15 protein-coding genes and 1 other RNA gene are annotated in these 21,455 nt (G+C 54.2%); 7 read left to right on the top strand and 9 right to left on the bottom strand.

The genetic code is table 11. The features are described 5' to 3' along the window. The first annotated feature begins 162 nt into the window (after nucleotides 1–162). From HNQ64_RS22395 to HNQ64_RS22420, 6 genes are all read left to right on the top strand, one after another. Nucleotides 163–615: a sigma-70 family RNA polymerase sigma factor gene (locus HNQ64_RS22395; RefSeq protein ID WP_408004368.1), complete on the top strand. Its 453-nt coding sequence runs from the start codon at nucleotides 163–165 to the stop codon at nucleotides 613–615. After that, complete coding sequence (locus tag HNQ64_RS22400; RefSeq protein ID WP_184212883.1) at nucleotides 612–2,036, top strand: FecR domain-containing protein; 1,425 nt, start codon at nucleotides 612–614, stop codon at nucleotides 2,034–2,036. Before HNQ64_RS22395 ends, HNQ64_RS22400 begins: the two co-directional genes overlap by 4 nt. A gap of 101 nt (nucleotides 2,037–2,137) precedes the next feature. Continuing rightward, nucleotides 2,138–4,141 (top strand): alginate lyase family protein, encoded by a 2,004-nt coding sequence (locus HNQ64_RS22405; protein WP_184212884.1) that lies wholly within the window; start codon nucleotides 2,138–2,140, stop codon nucleotides 4,139–4,141. Between the two features lie 39 nt (nucleotides 4,142–4,180). Beyond that, complete coding sequence (locus tag HNQ64_RS22410; RefSeq protein WP_184212885.1) at nucleotides 4,181–5,512, top strand: Gfo/Idh/MocA family protein; 1,332 nt, start codon at nucleotides 4,181–4,183, stop codon at nucleotides 5,510–5,512. 38 nt (nucleotides 5,513–5,550) lie between these two features. Continuing rightward, complete coding sequence (locus HNQ64_RS22415; RefSeq protein ID WP_184212886.1) at nucleotides 5,551–7,086, top strand: sulfatase; 1,536 nt, start codon at nucleotides 5,551–5,553, stop codon at nucleotides 7,084–7,086. Further along, entirely contained in the window at nucleotides 7,083–8,561 is a 1,479-nt protein-coding gene (locus tag HNQ64_RS22420; protein ID WP_184212887.1) for a sulfatase family protein, read from the top strand. Before HNQ64_RS22415 ends, HNQ64_RS22420 begins: the two co-directional genes overlap by 4 nt. 52 nt (nucleotides 8,562–8,613) lie before the next feature. On the opposite strand, the gene ssrA is transcribed toward HNQ64_RS22420, so the two are convergent. Both ssrA and HNQ64_RS22430 read right to left on the bottom strand, forming a co-directional pair. Beyond that, nucleotides 8,614–8,966: a transfer-messenger RNA gene (gene ssrA, locus HNQ64_RS22425) on the bottom strand. A 107-nt stretch (nucleotides 8,967–9,073) separates the two neighbouring features. Continuing rightward, nucleotides 9,074–10,132: a zinc-binding metallopeptidase family protein gene (locus HNQ64_RS22430; protein WP_184212888.1), complete on the bottom strand. Its 1,059-nt coding sequence runs from the start codon at nucleotides 10,130–10,132 to the stop codon at nucleotides 9,074–9,076. 151 nt (nucleotides 10,133–10,283) lie between these two features. Here HNQ64_RS22430 and HNQ64_RS22435 point away from each other — a divergent pair, with 151 nt between their 5' ends. Then, on the top strand, nucleotides 10,284–10,748 hold the full coding sequence (locus tag HNQ64_RS22435; RefSeq protein ID WP_343075918.1) for a L,D-transpeptidase: 465 nt from the start codon (nucleotides 10,284–10,286) through the stop codon (nucleotides 10,746–10,748). Between the two features lie 8 nt (nucleotides 10,749–10,756). Here HNQ64_RS22435 and HNQ64_RS22440 read toward each other — a convergent pair whose 3' ends face one another. The 7 genes from HNQ64_RS22440 to HNQ64_RS22470 form a co-directional block, all read right to left on the bottom strand. Next, the gene (locus tag HNQ64_RS22440; protein WP_184212890.1) at nucleotides 10,757–11,029 is read right to left on the bottom strand and encodes an HPr family phosphocarrier protein; all 273 of its coding nucleotides are present in this window, start codon (nucleotides 11,027–11,029) and stop codon (nucleotides 10,757–10,759) included. A gap of 24 nt (nucleotides 11,030–11,053) precedes the next feature. Further along, complete coding sequence (gene hprK, locus HNQ64_RS22445) at nucleotides 11,054–12,004, bottom strand: HPr(Ser) kinase/phosphatase (RefSeq protein WP_246431168.1); 951 nt, start codon at nucleotides 12,002–12,004, stop codon at nucleotides 11,054–11,056. Nucleotides 12,005–12,088: 84 nt separating this feature from the next. After that, nucleotides 12,089–13,912: a sulfatase family protein gene (locus tag HNQ64_RS22450; protein WP_184212892.1), complete on the bottom strand. Its 1,824-nt coding sequence runs from the start codon at nucleotides 13,910–13,912 to the stop codon at nucleotides 12,089–12,091. A gap of 38 nt (nucleotides 13,913–13,950) precedes the next feature. Next, the gene (locus tag HNQ64_RS22455; protein ID WP_184212893.1) at nucleotides 13,951–15,849 is read right to left on the bottom strand and encodes a sulfatase; all 1,899 of its coding nucleotides are present in this window, start codon (nucleotides 15,847–15,849) and stop codon (nucleotides 13,951–13,953) included. Nucleotides 15,850–15,873: 24 nt separating this feature from the next. After that, on the bottom strand, nucleotides 15,874–17,325 hold the full coding sequence (locus HNQ64_RS22460) for a sulfatase-like hydrolase/transferase (protein WP_343075919.1): 1,452 nt from the start codon (nucleotides 17,323–17,325) through the stop codon (nucleotides 15,874–15,876). 57 nt (nucleotides 17,326–17,382) lie between these two features. Further along, nucleotides 17,383–18,831, bottom strand: a complete 1,449-nt coding sequence (locus HNQ64_RS22465; RefSeq protein ID WP_184212895.1) for a DUF1501 domain-containing protein — start codon at nucleotides 18,829–18,831, stop codon at nucleotides 17,383–17,385. A 21-nt stretch (nucleotides 18,832–18,852) separates the two neighbouring features. Beyond that, entirely contained in the window at nucleotides 18,853–21,273 is a 2,421-nt protein-coding gene (locus HNQ64_RS22470) for a DUF1549 domain-containing protein (RefSeq protein ID WP_221305538.1), read from the bottom strand. Between the last annotated feature and the right edge of the window lie 182 nt (nucleotides 21,274–21,455).

The raw sequence follows: 21,455 nt of genomic DNA on the forward strand, positions 1-21,455 counted from the left end.
AGTCCCTTTAGCTTTCGTTCGCGTTTCCCTCATAGCCATTTGAACCCGACCAGCATGGGCCATGAGTCATCCATTCCCCCATCTGAATCAGGCAGGATTTTGGGGTCGGCGGGAGAATTTGAGCGACTGCTGGCAGACCACTCTGCATCTGTTCGCCTTTACGTGCGGTCCTTGATGCCAGGTTATGAGGGGGCCGATGATTTGGCTCAGGAAACCCTGCTTAAGCTTTGGGAAAAACGTTCCCAATTTGTTGCAGGCACTTATTTCAAGGCTTGGGCCTTTCAGATCGCCAAGTTCCTGGTCATGAATCAGCGCCGCAAACTGGCAAGATCTCCGGTGGTATTGCTGGATGACGAAATGCTGGAGCTGATTGACCGGCGATGGATGGAAACAGAGACCGTGCGGATGGAGGGGCATCACTCGGCCCTCAACCAGTGTCTGGAACTTCTGAAACCGGAGGACCGTCACCTTTTGCATGCGCGTTATGCAACCGACACCTCCCTGGAGACATATGCAGAACAGGTGGGCACACGGCCAGGCACGCTCAAAGCCCGCCTGTTCCGCCTCAGGGATGCCCTCCGTGATTGCATTGACAGCCGCCTTGGAAATTCATGACTCCCCATCCTCCAGAAGATCCCTTCAAATTGAACCGGGCGCTCGATCAACTGATCGAAGGTAGCCTGACGGCGGAGGAAGCGCAGGAGGTGCAAGCATGGATGAAGGAGGACCCAACGATCCTCTCTCTCTATCTGGACAAAATGCGCATGGACTCGCTGCTGAAGGATCACGCTTGGCCTGCGAAACCTAAAGTCGCAAAATGGCGAGTCGCGCCGCGTCAGAGTCTGGCCTGGGCGGCCGCAGCGGCAGTCCTGATCTCTGCACTCGCTCTGCTGTTGCGTTATGACAAGAGCAGCGGACCGGGCCTTGTAGATAGGACGCCACTGCCGAGTATCCAGTTTTCAGCGGCCTCCGTCTTTGATACCACACTGGCCCGCCTCCCGGATGATGGCAGGCTACAATTTGGCGATGGCGTTATCATGAATGACGGCTCGGTCTCCATCCGGCTACCCAGCGGCGTGGAGGCAGTGCTAAAAAGTCCTTCTCGCTTTGCGATCACAGGCCCCAACCGGCTGAAACTGGACGAGGGCGCAGGGTGGTTCCGCGTGCCTCTGGCGGCGAAGGGATTCACCGTGGATCTCCCTGAAATGGAAGTCGTGGATCTGGGAACAATATTCACGGTCAGCGTAAATGAGGGTGACCATCAGGTGCAGGTGGAGCAAGGCTTGGTGGAAGTCCGCCAGCGGCAAGATGGAATTCCCGTCCAGCGTCTAAAGGTCGGCGAAAAACTAGTTCGGCAGGCGAACCAGCAGACCATCCAAGTGGTGAGCGGCGCATCTCTGCTCAACCCAGAAGCCATGACGGAAAAGCCGGAGATCGTCTTCCAGGAATCGCTGGCATCGGTGCCCGATCAGTCTTTCGCTGATAGGCAACCCCTGAAAGGCACTTGGACAATTCTGAAGGGAGATCCACAAGTCAGCAAAGGACGCTTTGCGGCGAAGTCGAGCTTCACTCACCTCATGGGCCGTTTTACACGCGCCATTGAGCCCACGGAAAAGGCGGTGATCATGGTCAGCTTTAGGTCCGTCTCTCCAATGACTCTCTTCCATTCCAAAGGATTCGCCGGCATCAGCCTTTTCAACGGTGACGGCGAAATGTTTTTCTTCGGAGACAAGTCACGGAACTCCTACTCGTGGGAGTTCCTGGTCTATGGAAAAAACTACTGGCGGCCCGGAAGTCCCAGACGGGCCTATGACCTAGCCATCCAGGGCAGTGAAGAGACTTTCACTCTACGTTACAGACAGCGTAACGGAGCCTTCGAAATCTACCGTGGCTGGGGGGTGCAGGGACTTCCACTTCTACGGGGAGTGACGGATCCGGGCCTGCGTTTTGATGGTGTGCGGGTGGCCAATGGCATGGGCGGAGATTTCTCATTTGAGGACCTGCAAGTCTCCGTTGTCAAAGATACGGCGGAGTGATCCGGAGGTCAGCGCCGACTACTCTGCAGTGCTCCGAATTTTTTTGGAGAAGCTGTGCAACCGAATGGCGGTTCAGAACATTTGCGGTCAACCCAACCGCTATGAGAACCCTTTGCTCAGTCGCCTTCGTCATTCTCTTTATCCTACCAGTCCGGGGCGAACCCTCAGGACAGGAGATCACCGCACGCCAGGACCGATCCCGCATCCTCACAGCCGCAAAGGAGGCACTAAAGATGGCGCCCGTGAGCATCACCCAGCACCGCTCGCCCCTCAGCGAAGGGCGGCCTAACGAGTTTTTCTCCATGAGCGACTACTACTGGCCGGATCCTGAGAAACCGGACGGCAAACCTTACGTCATGAGGGATGGTCAATCGAATCCAGGGAACTTCAACCAACACCGCGAAACCCTGATGGCCATGCGAGATGCGACCTCCGCTCTGGCTGCAGCCTTTGCACTGACGCGGGATGAACGCTATGCGAAGAAAGCAGTAGAGATGCTGAAGGTCTTTTTCCTGGATGAAGAAACACGTATGCACCCCAGCCTGGATCACGCGCAGGCCATCGTGGGCAAGGCGACACCGGATCGCGGAACTGGGCTCATTGATAGCCTGCATCTAGTGGAGGTGCCGCTGGCCGTGCTGACGCTCCGGCCTTCCAAGGCGATGGAGCCTGCGATCTTCGATGGTCTGAGGCAATGGTTCGCGGATTACACATCCTGGTTTGTCTCCAACTCCAAGGGCAAGAATGAGGCGAAGGCCAAGAACAACCATGCGGTGGCCTACTGGTTTCAAGTCGCCGCTTTTGCCACACTCACCGAGGACAAGAAACTGCTGGATGAGTGCCGCCGCCAGTTCAAGGAGGTCTTTGTGACGGTGCAGATGGCCACGGATGGCGGCTTCCCCCTAGAGCTAGGCCGCACCAAACCTTATGCCTATTCGATCTTCCAGTTGGATAACATGACGGGCCTTTGCCAGTTGCTGTCCAATGAGTCTGACAACCTCTGGACCTTCACCACTCCAGATGGCAAATGCATGGAGAAGGCTGTCGCTTATCTCTATCCTTACTTGGCAGATAAATCTTCCTGGCCCCTGAAGCCGGATGTCAATGCCTGGGAAGGCTGGCCGGTGAGGCAGCCTTCCTTGCTGTTTGGAGGCATCGCCTTTCACGAGGACAACTACCTAAAGTTGTGGCGGGATCTCAAACCCGACCCGACGGACTTTGAAATCCGACGTAACAATGCGATCACGCAACCGCTGCTGTGGACGACGCTGTTCGATCATTCCTCAGCGACTCCCTCGCCGAAGAAAATCCGCGCCCATCATGTGTTTCAGCCTAACCAGAAGGTGATCTTCGAGGATGATTTTCACAGTGACTCCATTGATCGCTGGAACATCTCTGAGGATGACCGCTACGCCCTCCCCACGCCGTCACCGGAACGCATCCAAGTGGTGGATGCACCTGATCTGCCGGAAGGGGCCAAAGCCGTGCGTTTTGTCGTGAAGCGTGCGCCTAACTCCTTTCGCTCGGAGATTTCACTGCCTCACGAGGAGGGGTTTCAAGAGCGCTGGTATGCTGCACGCATCCTGATTCCAGAAGACTGGATTTTTGATCCTTCGAAGGCGAGTGACATCGTTCTGCAGTGGCACGGAATTCCCGGCAACTGGAAGCCCACACATCCCAACTTGGCCATCTACGTCGCCAATGATCGATGGTCCATCAATCAAAGCTACGGCTCTCCGCAACAAGGCCCCACCCGCCACAGTGAACACCTGGAAGAGACTGTAAGCAGAGGCCAATGGGTGTCGTGGATCATCCATGCTAAATGGTCCCCTGGGGCTGAAGGGTTCCTGCAGATCTGGAAGGATGGAAAGCTGGTTTTCGATAGGTCTGGGCCAAACGTATATGGCAGCATCGGTGTGGAATACACCCCCTACATGAAGACGGGTATCTACCGCCCCGAATGGCATACGGACACGGATAACAAGCGGCAAGCCTTCGAGGCTGAAAAGACCGACATCACGAGCAAAACTGTTTACGTCACCGACATCAAAATCGGCAGTGGAAAGGCGAGCCTCAAAGATTTCATCGTCCCAGCCAAACCCTGAACACCCGCACCTTTGCAATCCCTTGCCTAGCACCCTTCCATGTACACCACCAACACCTTGTCACGCCGCCATTTTCTCAAAACAGCCGGAACGGGCCTCTTTGCTGGGCCCTTCATCACCCGGGGGCTTCGCGCTGCCTCGCCTAACGGGAAGCTTCGCCACGCCGCCTTCGGTGCCGCCGGCATGTCCTGGAGGGATATTGTTTCCCTAGCTGACCATCCCATGCTGGAACTGGCGGCTGTCTGTGATGTCGATACGCGGCAGTTTGCCAAGGTGAAGCAGCAGTTTCCCAAAGCCCGCCTCTACCAAGACTGGCGCGAGATGCTGGAGAAGGAGGGGGACAGCATTGATTCCGTCAATGTCTCCACCCCTGACCATATGCATGCCCCGATGGGGCTGCGATCCATGGAAATGGGCAAGCATGTCTATGGCCAAAAACCCCTGGCACAGACCCTGCATGAATGCCGGAAAATGATGCTGAAAGCCCGCGAGCAAGGTGTGATGACCCAGATGGGCATTCAGGCCTCGTCAGACTTTACGGAACGTCATGCGGTAGAACTGGTGCACCTCGGACTCATCGGCAAAGTGAAGGAAGTGCACACGTTCTCCCACAAAAAGTGGGGCGATATGCAGCCCGTTCCTTCCGATGCCAGCCCCGTGCCTGGAGAGCTGGACTGGAAGCTGTGGCTAGGCTCTGCCAAGGACCGTCCTTACATTGACGGCTATTACCATCCCAAAGAATGGCGGAAACGCCGCGACTTCGGGACAGGCACTCTAGGAGACATGGGCTGCCACATGTTCAGCGGCTGGTTCCGCGCCCTGGATCTGGCTGCACCTATCGCCGTCAAATCCATCGGAGCAACACCCGCCAACGCTGTAAACTGGGCCACAGACTGCATCGTGGAATACACCTTCAAAGGCACCGCCCGCACAGAAGGTGACACCGTTAAAGTCACTTGGTATGACGGCGATGCGCGGCCGCCCGCCGAGATCATGGCCTTGGTGTCCCCCTCCAAGTTCCCAGAGCAAGGCAGCATCTACATCGGTACGGAGGGGGTGCTCCTCCACCAACACACCAGCACGCCAATGCTATACCCTCGTGAAAAGTTCAAAGGCTTCCGTTATCCAAAACTGGAGCCGCGGAATCACTGGTTCGATTTCGTGGACTGCTGTTTAAAAGGAGGCTCTGCGCGGCCCTCGGCCCATTTTGACTATGCAGCCCCTCTCACTGAAGCCGTGCTGTTGGGTTGCATCGCCACGGTCTTTCCGAAAGAGAATTTGGTCTGGGATGCCGAGGCGCTGAAGATTGCCAATAACGAAGCGGCTCATGGCATGGTCACACGCGAATATCGTCCTGGCTGGGAAATGTAAGTCGTTTACAACTTTGGTTATTCCTTTGTACTCACCTTATGAAATCTGCCAGGGCTCTCAGCTTGTTCATGATCATGATCCACATCGGCTGGGTCTTCGCACCCAGCTCCAGCGTTCTAGCTGAAGAAGCTCGAGCTCACCCAAATGTGCTGTTGATCGCGGTAGACGATCTCAATGACTGGATCGGCTGCATGAAGGGGCATCCTCAAGCGAGGACACCTAACATGGACCGACTGGCCGAGCGAGGAGTGCTATTTACCAATGCCCACTGTGCGGCCCCGGTTTGCCTGGCCTCCCGTACCGCCCTATTCAGCGGGCGTTATCCAGATCAAACCAGGGTTTTCAGCAACTGGGGGAAGACCAAGGGCAAGCCCCCAGCCAAGTCATTGCAAATGCCGCTGCACTTCTCTGGTTCGGGTTACGAAACGCTCGGTACAGGCAAACTTTACCACTCAGCGTCTCCCGAATTCTTCGATGACTACTACGATACGGAAAACCGCTGGAGCCCCTTCACGCAGGAGCAGGCCCGATACACGGATGAGGAACAGCCCAGCAAAGGCAGCGCAAACCCGAGGCATGTGATCAAGGGCGGCCCCGGCGGTCACGACTGGGCGCTGCCACTCAACGGACTGCCGAGCGAACGCAATGCGACGGGCAAAGAAGGCGAATCGTTTGATTGGGGACCTGTTGATGTGAATGACGAAGAGATGGGGGACACACGAGTAACCAACTGGGCCATGACGAAATTGGAAGAACCCAGAGCTAAACCGTTCTTTCTTGGTGTCGGTTACTATCGGCCTCACATTCCCCTCTTTGCTCCACAGCAGGACTTTGATGCCCTGCCACCCGTTGAAGCCATTGAACTCCCTGCACATAGGCCTAACGACTTGGAGGACCTGGGTAAGGCGGGAAAGAAATTCGCCCTGGATCCTATCACCGCAGGCACCCACAAGCTGGTGGCCGATCATGATCAATGGAAACAGGCTGTGCGAGCCTATCTGGCCTGCATCACTTATGTGGACCGGCAGATCGGACGGCTGATTTCAAAACTGGAGGCCAGCCCTCATGCTGACAATACCTGGATCATCCTGTTCAGCGATCATGGCTGGCAGTTGGGCGAAAAGCAGCACTGGGGCAAATGGACAGGCTGGAGGGCATCCACACGCATACCCCTCATCATCGTCCCCCCGGCGAACTTTCAAGCCGCACACGGACAGATCTGTGCCGAACCCGTTAGCCTGATGGATCTGTACCCCAGCTTAATCGAAGTCTGCCACCTGAACGAAAAGAAAAGCATCGTGGGTCAGTCATTGGTCCCTTTGTTAATGAAACCGGAAAAAGCCACGGGCCGAGCTGTCGTCACCGCCTTTGATCCTGGCAATCATTCACTCTCCACCCGGGACTGGCGTTACCTTCGTTATGATAACAACGAAGAAGAGCTTTATGATATCCAGGCGGATCCGCATGAATGGCACAATTTAGCATCAGATCCGAGCTACCAGACCAAACTTCTCGAACTGCGGAAAAGCCTCGACGAAGAACTGGAGAAAATCCGTACCACTGACACGCCATGACAAAGTTCCTGTTTTTGTTTTTGGGGTCCCTAGCGTTTCTGCCCGCACAAGCGGCACAGCCCGCCCGCAAGCCTAACATCCTTTGGCTCATTGGCGAAAACCTGTCCCATGATCTGGGCTGCTATGGCGCAAAAAATGTCCACACCCCCAACCTCGACCGCTTGGCGACTGAAGGCGTGCGCTATAGCCGCGTCTTTTCCACCAACCCGGCATGTGCTCCGAGCCGCTCCGCCTTCTTCGTTGGCATGTATCAGACTTCGACCGATACACATCCCATGCGCTCGCACCGCACCGATGGCTTCAAGCTGCCTGAAGGTGTGAGGCCTGTGACGCATCGCCTTCGAGATGGAGGGTATTTCACAGCCAACATCAAGACCGTGGGTAACGAGAGTGTGGGCACGGGCAAACTGGACCTCAACTACGTCAACGAAGGCCCCATTTACCATGAAAACTCCAGCCAGTGGGAAACACTGAAAACCCGACAGCCCTTCTTCGCTGTCGTGAATGCAGAGGAAAGTGAGTACGACATCTATGATCGCAAGAGCGCCGAAAAAGACAGGGTCGAGTGGGTGGGGGAGCGCATCCACGCCCAGCATGCCAAGCCAGAGACCGTCACACCGCCGCCATACTATCCAGAGCACCCCGTAGTGCGACAAGAGTGGGCACGATATTTAAATTCAGTCTCCGGCATGGACCTGCGCTTTGGCAAAGTGCTGGCCCAGTTGCGACACGATGGTCTTGAAGACGATACGATCATCATCTTCTTCGGCGACAATGGCCGCCTGGAACCACGCGGCATCCACTGGTGCTATGACAATGGTTTGCGAGTGCCCATGATCATCAAATGGCCCAAGAACTTCCCTGCCCCGGACCAAATCAAACCGGGAACCGTGGATGACCGCATTCTCAGCTTGATTGATGTGACGGCCACCACCCTTGCATTAGCAGGACAGTCGAAACCTCTTCTGATGCAGGGGCGTGTTTTCCTGGGAGAGCAGACCGAGGCCCCCCGCACATTTGCCTTTGCCGCCCGCGACCGCATTGACGAGACTCAGCAGCGAATCCGCTCCGTGCATGACGAATGCTATCACTATATCCGCACCCTTTCGACTGGCCCCACCTTTTCATCCCTGAACCGTTACAAGGAAAAGTGTTTTGCCATCATGCCTGTGATGCATGGCCTCCATGCACAGGGGAAACTCACTGGACCGGCACTGGAACTCATGCAGCGGACCGGTCCCTGTGAAGAGCTCTACAACACCCAGATGGACCCGCACGAGGTGAAGAACCTTTTGACCTCACAGGAGCCCGCCGATCGCGAAGCCTTGACCCGACTTCGCGCTGCACTCGATACCTGGATGACAGAAACCGGAGATCGAGGAGCCATTCCAGAACCCGCAGAGGTCACCGCCCCGTTTGCCCAAGAGATGCATCAATGGTTCGGCACGCCATCCTGGGCACTGCCAGCCAAATAGGCATAAAAAAAGCGCCAACCGCTGCTTTCAGCGAATTGGCGCTTTTCTAAAATGGTGGAGGCGAGGGGAATCGAACCCCTGTCCGAATAACCGTAAGTTGGAGCTTCTACATGTTTATCCGGTTATTTAATCTCGATGAGAGGTCTTCAACTGGCAGAATACCTTTCACCCAGCGTCCTGTTGAATCTCGCTTTCGACCCGGTCGCCCGGTCAGCCAGCCAGCCTGGTAGTGTCATCGTCGAGGCTACCAGACATTGCCTCGAAGATGTTGCGGTGCTTAGGCCGCAAGAGCGAGCTCAGAAGAGTTTGCTTTTATTTGTTTGATCCGAAGATTAACGAGGCCAACGAATCATCCTCGACATGCCACCCCGACCGCAGACTACCCGTCGAAACCAGGACGCCCCCATGTCAGTATTGACAGTTTAAGCATCGCGTTATTTGGCGGAACAGTCAAGTTTTCTTTCTTGGCCTAGATGACCGCAGCCTGAGTAGCTCTGATCCAAACCATGCCCTCACAAACGCCGACCCCATACTTGAGCAAAGTGATGTGCTAGACGTAGCTTTTGGGCGACTTTAACAGGAATCACAAACGGATATAAGGCCGACTCGCCTAGGCTATTGGAGATCTCATTGAGCACCGTAGAAAGACAAATCCAGCGCTGGAGCCAAGCCAAGAACTCATCGTTAGCGACGGGATCATGCTTTAAAATCGTGGGTAAAAAACCCGCCTCCACTGGCATCAAGACCAGGGGAAGCGCCACGTGTTGCACCTGGATGCCCAATCCTTCGCAAGTCTCGAGACCATCGGCTATCTGGAGATAGTGAGCCCAGGTTTCTGCCCAGTCTTCCCAAGGGTGAGAGGCTGCATAACCCGTGATGTAGTTTTGCTCCCAACCCGTTGAAGGACCTTTTTGATAATGCGCGCTCAAGGCTCCGGCATAGTCTAGCCATTCGTCTCCGAAACGCTCACGAAAAGCCATACGCAAGGGGTCTTCCCAGGGCAGATTCGAGAGAAACCGCTGCCAGAGGTAATGTGCGCTTTCGTGACGAAAGTGGCCTAACAAGGTGCGACTGTTTTCACCCAACTGCTGCCGATTGATTTGCCGATAGGTATCATCGGCCTCTTCTAAATTCACCGTGATTACGCCATTGAGGTGCCCTGTTGTAACGGTGGGATTTGAAACGGTGCTGATGATGTCAAAGGCGAGTCCATCCGCAGGGTTTTCTGATTTCAAAGGCAGCGTGATGCCAATGTGCAGAAGTGTGTAGATAAGCCGTTTTTTAGCCATCTCCATGCGCCCCCAGAGGATCAGGTTACGCTCTGAATTCAGATCTGGAATGGTGCGATTCATCAGACACCCCAGACAGAGCTTCTGGCGAGAATTCGCCGGAACCAGCCAATTACACACCCCATGCTTCACGCCATTTTCGCAGAGTTTCATGCCCACGGATGGCTGGATCCGTAGCATTTCATTGGTGTATGGGTCATAACCCACCTCCTTTCCACATTTTAGACAGCGAGAACTGCCAAAGAAGATCACATTGCCACAGTCACAGTTGAATCGTTGCATGGAAAAAAAGGCGGCATCTCCTGAATGAAGCTGCATCTCCCTTTCGCCCCTTTTAAGCATGCTGTCATGCAAAGGTTACCCTCACCGCGAGAAGGCGCTCACCGGATGCGATCATTTGTCAAAGTCGCTGATCTGTGTAAGTCATCTCCGAGTGAATCTCATCCACCCACGCATCGAAGTCTCTGTCGGCACCCAAACTTTGGAACTGTGGGACGGCATCCGCCAAGTGAAGCGCTGGCCATGCAGTACTTCAAAATTTGGTTTAGGCTACACGGAAGGGAGCCATAAGACGCCTCTTGGCGGTTTCGTCGTCCGGGAAAAGCACGGTGAAGGGGCGCCTTCGGGCACGATTTTTAAATCTCGTCAGCCAGTGGGGCTTTGGACAGAAGACTTCATAACTCCGGATGATCTCATTTTAAGCCGCATTTTGTGGCTGGACGGGGTGGAAAAACGCAATTCCAATACTTGGCAGCGTTACATCTACATTCATGGAACCAATGACGAACGCAGCATCGGGCGACCAGCTAGCCACGGGTGCATTCGGCTGAAAAATGAGGCCATGATTGAACTCTACGATCTGACACCTGTGGGAACAGCGGTCTGGATCTGTGAGTAAGCAGCCGCTTACTCCACATCTCCAAAGCCGGAAAGGACGAGTTCCTCCAAGTCTGCCATGGCAGCCTCGGCATCCACACCTTCCGTTGTTAGCTTGATCACTTCGCCGCGGCCAGCCGCCAGCATCATGAGCCCCATGATGCTTTTGCCATTCACGGGCTCTTCGTCTTTTTCCACCCAGACGTCGCACTTATATTTGCTAGCCCTCTTAACAAATTGCGCCGCAGGACGGGCATGCATGCCCATCTTGTTTCGGATGGTGAGGTCTTTACTGAGAGTCATGCGGGTGGGTTGGCTAGGCGCGTATTAACCTATCTGGTCGTCCGCCATCTTTTTCAACAATCTTTGATCAAACTCTACTGCGCTGTTGTAGCCAAAGGTGCGCAATTTGTAATTTAAGGCCGCTAATTCGATCAAACCCGCCACGTCGCGGCCTGGGGCCACTGGAATATCCACTTTGGCGATGGTCATTCCCATGACCTCAGTCGTCTGATTTTCCATGCCTACTCGCTCCAGGTCATTGGATTCCTGGAGGTGGACGAGATTCACTGCTAAATCCAGCCTTTTGCTCATGCGGACAGACCCCACCCCGAAAAGGGCGGCTACATTGAGAATTCCGAGGCCACGAATTTCAATCATGTTACGGGTCATTTCGGGGGCAGAACCCACAATTTCACGTTCTTCGACGAGGCGTAAGCGCACGGCATCGTCCGCCACGAGGCTGGCACCGCGCTGCAAGAGCCCAATGACACTTTCACTTTTACCACAGCCACTTTTCCCCTGCACCAGAACGCCAATGCCCTGCACATCCACCAGGCACCCGTGCACGAGCATGGTGGGGGCAAAGGCCCACTCCAGCTTGATGGTGGCTGCATTGATGAATTTCATGGTGATCATGCTGGTCTGGAAAACGGAAATGCCGGCTTCATTCGCTATGGCTACCAATTCCTCACTCAGACGATGTCCACGGGCCACGATGAGGCAGGGAATCTCCCAACTGCACAATTGGCTGAAGCGGGCGGCTCGCAATTTAGGCTCCAGTCCCTCCAAAAAGGAATGCTCAGAATTCCCGATGATCTGCACCCGTTTGTAAGCGAAATAGGTGAAAAACCCCGAAAGGGCAAGGCCTGGCCGATTCACCGAAGGCTCTGAGATCTTGCGTTTGAAGCCCGCATCGCTGCCGACCAAACGCAGCTTCAATGCCTTTTCGTTGGTTCTGAAAAACTCCTCCACCGTGATGGCGGAGGGACGTTTCATTTTTGAAGACGGACTCATGGCTGAACATTTTAGCGGGAGAATGAACCAGCCCAAGTAGAATCCTGGATTTTGCGTTCGTGCTTTTTAGAGCTGGCGACCAAACTGCCAATGAGTAGAAGCTTCACCTTTACCTGTCAGTTCGATGAATTGGATCTCCAGATCCGACAGGGTTCCTGCCGGAGTGATCCGCAAATGAATCAGCTTTCCTTGGATGGGCAGTGGCAGCTTTACCTCCTGCCAATCTGTGCCAGCAGGCCACTCAAAGGAGGTTTGATTCGCTGGGGTGAAGTCCACTTCCGCTTTCGTCCTCCAGCTTACCGTTGCAGTCCCTCCTTTCCGTGCTCGCGCTCGCAGAGTGAGTGTGACCGGGCCTGGAACGGAGAGACCTGGGCGTGTGATGAAGACACGGGAAGCTTTAGCCCCCCTGCCCTGTGGGATGATTCGCAGCCCCGTCTCTGTTTCTTCAAGACTGCCATTTCGGCAAATCCAGCCTTGCACGCTTCCTGGTTCTGCGGCTGTTGCTTTAGGAACCACTGGTGCCAAAGCCGACTTTACATGATCTGCAAAGAAAACCACATCTTGAGGATGCAGGGGTTCAGCAGCTCCAGGACGTTTTAAGGTCTGACTCCAAGCTTTGAGTTTTACATCCAACCGAGCGGCGATTTCTGGATGCTTGTCTATGAGATTTTTCGTCTCGCCAGTGGGCACAGAAACATTGAAAAGAAAGGTCTCCTTGCCCCCCAGATCAATCAACTTCCAGGGGTGCTCCAGCACAGCGGCTTGGCTGCGCCAACGCCAAAAAAGAGCTTCATGGGGAGATGCTTGGGTTTCTCCTAGAAGGTAAGGCATAAGATTCACCCCATCCAGTGCTTGGTCATGAGGCAGTCCAGCCAAGGCCACGGCAGTCGCTGCCACGTCGAGGTTCATCACCGGCTGCTCATACACTTTTCCCGCTGGAATTTGGCCAGGCCATGCCGCGACAAAAGGCACCCTGACACCGCCATCTGTCAGCATGCCTTTTTCACCCACCAAGGGGTCATTCAGAGAACCATTCCACGCTCCACGTTTAAGCGGAGCCCCATTGTCTCCGATAAAAAAGATCAGTGTGTTTTTCTCGGCACCCATCTCCTTGAGCTTCGTCCGCAGTCGCCCGATGCCGTCATCCATCGCGGCGATCATTGCCAAGGCCTGACGACGTTCCTTCGGCAGATGTGTGGGTGTCTTGGCATACCAGGGTTCCGGTGACTCCAACGGCACATGAGGCGCATACCAAGCAAGGTAAAGGAACCAAGGCACCTCCGGCTTCGCCACCCTTCGATCCAGGAAACTCAGTGCGGCCTCCGTCTGCACCGTGATGCGAAAACGATCATCCAATACCAATCTTGGCGCACCCTCAAAGGGCTGTCCGTCGAGTCCATGAGAGGCATAATACTGGCGCATCTCCCCACGCCAGTATTCATCAAAACCGTGCCTGTGCGGCATGTGGTCAGGCAAGATGCGCAGGGTCTTTGGACCATCTTTTTTATTCCCTAGATCCAGATGCCATTTGCCACACATGCCGGTGACATAACCTGCCTGTTTTAGCCTCTCTGGTAGAGTCAGCACATCTAAAGGTAGCGGTCCCTTGTTATTATCATCCACTCCAAAACGATTTTGGTGAGTGCCTGTGATCACCCCTGCACGGGAAGGCACACACTGTGGGGCGCTAACATAGCCACGAGAAAAACGTACTCCATCCCTCGCAAGTTGGTCCAGGTGAGGCGTTTTAATATCTGGGTCCACCCCTTGCAGCCCTAGATCCGCCCAGCCGTGATCATCGCTGTAGATCAGCAGGACATTTGGAGCCGCATCAAGACCATGATGAAAACTGATGAGTCCAATGAGCACAAATAAAACAATCGCTTTCATGAGTTTTCGAAATCTAGGCTAACCATCTTTACTTCAAATCATGGCTTCTTGTACGGCAGCCATACTTGCAACACCTTGCCATCGCCCCCCATTAGAGAAAGATTGGAAATCTCTACCCTGCCCTTTCCCTGAGCGGGATCGAGCCGCAGAGAATGGAGACTCTTCACCGGTAGCTGAACAGACTGCTCATGCCATTCACCGTCAGGTTTCCCTAGCAAAGGCACTGTGCGCTCTTTGTGGAAAGGCTGCCCTTGAATAGTGGTGTAATAAATCAAAGGCTGCCCTTTGGCCGTGCACCGCCACCGGATCTTCACCGTCATGGAATCATGCTTACCTTGAGGCACGAGTGTGGTCGCCAACCAGGGATCTCCTCCTGTGCAGTCGATGATCAGCGCGCCCTCGGGCGTGAGCTCCAGCTTCGCATGCTCGCTCGATTTCCAGCCGGCGAACACACGCCCTTTCGCAAAAGGTTCACTCTTACGCTGGTAGGCTGGATTAAGCTGCGGCACCACGGCTTCCGTGCGCTTCAAATAATCGCTGATCAGTCTATTGAGGTCTGAAACCAACTCGGGCATTTCTGCCGCTAGATTTTTAGTTTCCCCCACATCCTCTGCCAGATTATAAAGCTCCAGTCGATCACTCCCATCCTCAGACGCCGCAAAAAAACGTATCAGCTTCCAGTCTCCACGTCGAACCCAGGTGCTCGGTAGAAAACCCTCAATATCCGATCTACCACCATGGGGAAAATGACAGAAAATGGATTCACGCTCCACCTTTCCGCCCTTCATTGCGGACGCGATACTCACACCATCTAGAGGCTGCCCTTCCGGGGACTTTAAGTGGCATAGCTCCACCAAGGTGGGGAAAAAATCCACACTTTGCACCACCTCAGCACTCTGACTGCCTGGCTCCACATGGCCAGGCCAGGCAATGAGTAAAGGCACCCGTGTGCCGCCTTCATAATTACTCGCTTTACCGCTTCGGAAAGGGGCATTGCTAGTCACAGGCACATTGGAATAACTGCTGTTTTTACCCATCGCTTCTTTCGGCACATTGTGCCACGCGCCATTGTCGCTGGTGAAAACCACGAGCGTTTTTTCACTCAAGTTCAGCTCATCCAAAGTTTTTGTTAGGCGCCCTACGGCCTCATCCAGACTGCGAATCATACCAGCATACATGGGATTACGCTGACCGCTGTTTGGGTTGGCATGTAGCGCAGCTTCTGTGATGTAGTCTGCTTTGGCCATCCAGGGAGAGTGCACGCTGAACGCCCAGTAGTTGAGAAAGAATGGGCGATCCTTGTTCTCACGCATGAATTTCACGGCCTCTTCGGCCATGCGGTCTTCGATGTGGTCCCCAGGACTACCTTCATTCTTCCAGAAGGCCCAGGGAGCAAAGTAGCCATTGCCCCCCCCTGGCCCTGGTCCAGGTGTATGAGGCAGATCCACGTCAAAACCCTGCTCCAGAGGCGAATAAGGAGCGGGTCCAAGATGCCACTTGCCAAAATGTCCCGTGCGATAACCTGCCTGCTTCAAGAGCTCTGCAAGGGTCACATACTCCGTCCGCATGCGTGTCACGGATTCCGCGCCCAAGACCCTCATTTGGGCCCCGCCCTTCATCAGCCCCTTTTCTAAAATCACCTGCGGCACATGACCAGCTGGCGCTGTAATCCCCGTGCGGGCAGGTGCCATGCCTGTGAGGATGCTGCTGCGAGTGGGGGAGCACAAGGGGCTCGCCGAGTAGGCTTGGGTAAAAAGCATGCCTCGTTTCGCCAATGCATCCAGGTGAGGAGTTTGATGAAAGGTGCTGCCATAACAGCCGAGGTCCTTACCCCCTAAATCATCAGCGAGAATGAATACAATGTTAGGCCGGACCTTCTCTGCGGCCTGAGCGACACCACCGGCCAACAAGGAGATGAGAACAAGAAGAAACTTCATGATGAATGGAAAAAAAATGACGAATCAGTGTTTCTGGACTGGGAATGGGGGAGGCCCTCCAGCACGATGCCCGTGGGAAGCTTCCATTTTCCATTTCGACGACAGGATCTTGATCTCATCAGGAGTCGGGATCTTCCACGATGGAGATCGTGGGTGAGCAACTTCAAGAGGTAAATCATCACCTAATTTCGCCTGCAACTCGGCCATTTTTTTCAGCATGGTTTGTTTGCGTTCCTGAAGCTCTGGCTGGAGCGAAAGATCCTGCATTTCTAGGGGATCACTTTCCAAGTCAAAGAGCTGCGTGACACCTGTCTGAGGATAACGAATTAACTTATAACGCACATCCCGCAGACCGCGTTGTTTGTCCATGTAGGTCAACAGCAGTGCCTCACGCATGGTTTTATTTTTTCCAAGAATCACCGGCTTGAAGGAGATTCCATCTATCCCCGCTGGCTGATTTGCTCCGACTAAATCACACACCGTGGGATAAATATCCAGCAGGTGAACCAATGCAGCGCTCTTCCCCTTTGGAATACCGGGCCCAGCTACGACCAATGGGGCCTTGGCACTGTGGTCATAGAGGTTCTGCTTGCCTAACAAACCATGGCTGCCAATAGCGATCCCCTGATCCGCTGAAAAAAGAATGAGAGTGTTCTCCATCAAACCACGCTCCTGCAAAACTTTCATTAAGCGGCCAATCTGTGCGTCCAGCCCAGTGATCGTCGCATAATAATCTCGCCAAGTGCGGCGAATCTCTATCTGCGAGCGTGGCCAAGGAGAGATCATTTCATCTCTCACCATCATCTCGCCATTATCAAAGGGGTGAACTGGCAAGTAGTTTCTTGGCAAAGGCATTTGCGCCTCCACATAGAGATCTCGATAAGACTGCGCTGCGACTCGGGGATCATGCGGATTGCTGAACCCCAAATACATAAAGAAAGGTTTCGTATCTGAGCGCTGACTGACAAATTGAATGGCCCCATCAATGATCTCACGGCCTGGTTCTCCATGCTGACGATCCATGTGATCTTGCTCCAGGTAATGCACGTGATCAAACTTCGCCTGGATGAGGTTCGCCGAATTCCCCTTTTTTCCGAAGTGCCAAGTTTCGTAACCTGCGTCCTTCATGGACAAAGGAAAATTGGGTCCGTCTCCAGGACTCATTTTACCCCGACGCGCTTCTGGCGCACCAACTGGCAGATAGTCTTTCCAGCGTGTGTAAGCACGACCACTCATCATCATGTTCCGGCTGGGCATACAGACCGCCGGCGAATTGCCTCCCAAATTGTAAGCATTGGTGAAGATGAATCCACGCTGGACCAAGCCATCTAAGTTCGGTGTCTTCACCACAGGATCGCCCAGGGCTCCCAGGGAATCTGAGCGCATATCATCGGCAAACAAAAACAGAACATTCGGCGGTGCAGCAGATGCCAAGCCACAAAGGAGGAGCAGGCAGAAGAATAGCAGTGATTTCACAAGCGGGTAACGTTGAGACAACGTCCATGTTTCCAGTCATCTGGAAAGTGTGTCTGTTTAAGCAAAAAGATCCGCCACTGCCTTCCCTTTGCCATCTTCTGTCACATAAAAAGGTCGACCTTCGATGAGGTATTCCGTCTTCGGACTGATGCCCATTGCGGTCATGATGGTGGCGTGTAGATCCATCACACTCACTGGATTCTTGGTCGCCACCAGGGGGCGTTCATCCGCCGTCTCCCCATAAACAAAACCTTTCTTCACACCACCCCCGAACATCACCACACTGGTCCCTGCGGTAAAATGCCGATGCAGACCGTAATGTTTCATCTCCTCCAAGCGCTCCACCTTAAAGGTCGCTTGGTCATTGGCATTGGATCCAGGCTTGCCCTCCATGATGGCATCTCGACTGAACTCACTAGCAAGGACAATCAATGTGCGGTCTAACAAACCCCGTTCTTCAAGATCTCGCACCAGGGTGGCGATGGGTAAGTCCATCTCCTTGTGCAGTCCTTCCACTGTGGTGTGGCCATCCTTGTGCGTATCCCATTGGAAAAAGGGCACATATTCCGTCGTCACTTCGACGAAACGCACACCGGCCTCCACCAGTCTCCGAGCCAGCAAGCAGCCGCGACCGAAACGACCTGTGTCATATTTGGCATAGTTCTCCTTGGGTTCCAAAGTGATGTCGAAAGCCTCCCGCTCTTTCGAACTCAACAAACGATAGGCATTGTTCATGCTGCGGATCAATGACTGCTGCTGGTGATCACTCATGTAATCACGCTGCGGACTTTGATCCACCAGTTTGCGGAACAGCTTATCCCGACTGGCAAAGCGCCCCGCATCCATGCCTTTGGGTGGCCGCACCGAGGTCGCAGCATCTTCTGGATAAGGCAGGTTCATGGGCCCATATTCGCTGCCAAAAAAGCCTGCCGTCGTAAAGGCTTTCAGTTCCTCACTTTCACCCACCCCTTCCAGCCTCTGACCGATGTTTACAAATGAAGGCATCACCGCATTTCGCGACCCCAGCACCTTCGCCATCCAGGAACCAATGTGCGGGCAAGCCACCGTCTGAGGGGGGACATACCCTGTGTGCCAATGGTATTGATGACGGCTGTGCAAAATGCTGCCCAAATCAGGCTGCACCGCACTGCGGATGAGCGTGGCACGATCCATCACTTGGGCGATATTCTCCAGACCTTGACAGATTTTGACTCCATCCACAGCCGTATCAATCGCCGGAAAGGTGCTCAGCATTTTCGCCACTTCGACACCCTTTTCAAAGGGCACATAACGTTTCGGGTCAAAGGTCTCCGGTGCGGCCATGCCACCAGCCATCCAGAGCAGGATGCAGGCATCCGCCTTCGCTTGGGGATGTTGCAACGCAGCGCCTTTCACCATTTGTGGAGCACCCGTCATCCATGCAGCCGTTCCAGCCGCTGCCAGTTGCTTGATAAAATCCCGCCTAACAATGGATGTCGGTGCCTGGGTATCGAATTCGAGGTTCATGATCTGGATTCCTCTAAAAGGTTAACGAACAAACAGAAACTCAGGCTGCATGACCACAGCCCATAACAAATCTTGGATCGGAATCACCGTCGGCTTTTCGCCGATGGCTTCCAAGGCAGCTTGCAATTCCGTGCTGGTCGGATCTCGGGAAAGAACTGACTCATAAATCCAGTTCACAAGCGCCTCAGGAGTTTTCCAGTCACGTGCAGCCAGGGTCTCAGCACCACGTGCGAGCGTGGTCGTCAAGGCCTCACCATTGGATAGATCCAACGCTTCCAATGTGGTAATCTCGTTTGGACGCATGGAGACGATTTGATCCCGATTGGGTCGCCCGAGAGAGCGCATCAGAAAATCGCTTTTCAGCAAACTTGCCCGCACCATGAGGTGACCATTTTTTCCACCTTGAGCCAGCAGGGCCGGGCCCTGTGAATCCAGCCGTTGCTTCCAGGCCCCGAGAGTTTTCACCACCACCACAGGTTTCCAGCTCTTGGCCGCCACGGCTCCCAGTCGGCCTTCTTTGCCTTCCGGAATGGTAGCATTCCACTCCCAGGTGTCGTCGGTAGTCACAGAGATCTCTTTTCCATCCGCCAACTTAAGCCGAGCCTCAAAATACAACCCGGCAGGATTGGGTCCTTTGCCAGCATTGGTGGCAATGACCACGAGGGTATTTGGCCCAACCACAAGTTTGTCAGCCAATGGAACAGCGACAATCTGCTCCCAGTTTTCGCTTCCTGTCACTTTGCGCCCGTTGATGTAGAGAGAAAAACCATTGTCACAGGTCATGATAGCAGATCCTGCAGCCACGGCTTGATCCAGTTTCAGAATCTTCCGCAAAAGGATCTTCTCTCCTGCGGGTGGGATATTTCCAGGCAGCGCCGAGTCTCCCCAAATCCATTTACCTTGAAGTTGAATCTGCTGGGCCAGCGCGGGATCAGGCTTCCCACGGAACACGGAAGCATCCATTTTCGAGGGTGCTGCTCCGGTCAATCTCCAGACTGCATCGAGAAACTGCTCCGCCGTTAGTCGCTTGGACCGCACACCTTTGAAGACGTAAGCTGCATCTTCGGCTTCGCCAGTCATCACATCTCCCCGGGACTGATAAATCTGAGAAGTGGCGATGAGTTGCAGAGTCTGCTTTAGATCATATTCATTTTTCTGCAAATGAGTCGCTAAGAAGTCCAGCAGATCCGCATTCCATGGAGGTGTGTCCATGGCATCCAAAGGATGCACGATGCCACGCCCCATCAGACGATGCCAAAGACGATTCACGATGGTGCGAGTGAACCGCCCGTTTTCAGGATGGGTCATCAGGGCGGCCAATTGCTGTAAACGTTCTGCCCTGGGCGCAGAGGCTTCTACATTTCCGATCTCTGGAAACAACCAACCTGCTTTCGCCTGACGTCCCACGGGCTTGTCACAGCGATGAATGTCCAGAGGTTTCTCGGCATAGATCGCGGCCAGTCCATAGGCTTCATCTAATTTCCAACGGTCCACAAAGCTGTCGTGGCAGGAAGCGCACTTCAGGTTGATCCCCAAGAATGACTGGCCCACGCTCTGTGCAAACTGGATCTCCACCGTTTGCCCCGCACTCACCTCGCCACGCCATTTGATGCCATCAATGAAACCCCGGCTATCATCGGTGGGTGGTGCGATGAGCTCACGCGTGAATTGGTCAAACCTTTTGTTATTCACCAAAGATTCATACAGCCATTTGCTGATCTGCTTTCGGCCCCCGGTGATGAATCCGGTACCGCCGTAATCATTGCGTAGCAGGTCGTTCCAAAAGGTCAGCCAGTGTTCGGCATAGTCCACATCCCGGGCCAACAAAGATTGCACCAGACGTTCCCTCTTACCCGCTGTTTTGTCCGCCTGAAAATCCGCCAATTCTTCCGGCATCGGCAACAGGCCGATAAGATCCAGATAGGCGCGCCTCATGAAAGCGCCGTCTTCTAACATCTTTGGACGAGCCAATTTCCGCTCTACAAAGTAGGCATCCACCAGGCGATCCACTGGATTTTCACGCCCATCCATGGCAGAAGGTAAGTTCACCTGGCGTGGTTTCAAAGGCGGCTCATAAGCTGGCTTTTTAAAGGCAAAACCCGCTTCCCAGGGAAGTCCTTCCGCCACCCACTGCTTCAGCAAGGTGATTTCATCTTTGGTTAGCCCCGGCCCCTTCGGCGGCATGCGCAGCTCTTTATCCTCAGTGGTTACCACGTCTAACAACATGCTCTCATGCGGCACTTTGGCATTCACCACCAGACCTTTTTCCCCACCCGTCATCAGGGAACCACGATCATTCATGGAAAAGCCCCCTTTCTTTTTATCTCCCATGTGACACTCAGCGCAGTGCTTGCGCAAAACGGGCACAATCTGATGCGCAAAGTCAATCGCTGCCCAAGCAGGGACAGCCGACAGGAAGAGAATGCAGAGCGACTTTTTCATGCAGTTGGTTGAGCAGCTTGCCCCTTTCATGCGGTTGGGCACAAGCCTGTCACTCGTCCGAAACGGACTGCGGACGACTAAAACATCAGCAAAGTTTGTGTCGGATTTGGCAAACCTTCAACTTTCAGCCTGCGCGGCCATAGATGGAAAATTGTAAACTCAAAACACAACTCTGCCGCATT

The organism is Prosthecobacter dejongeii (assembly GCF_014203045.1).
GTDB classification, from domain to species: domain Bacteria; phylum Verrucomicrobiota; class Verrucomicrobiia; order Verrucomicrobiales; family Verrucomicrobiaceae; genus Prosthecobacter; species Prosthecobacter dejongeii.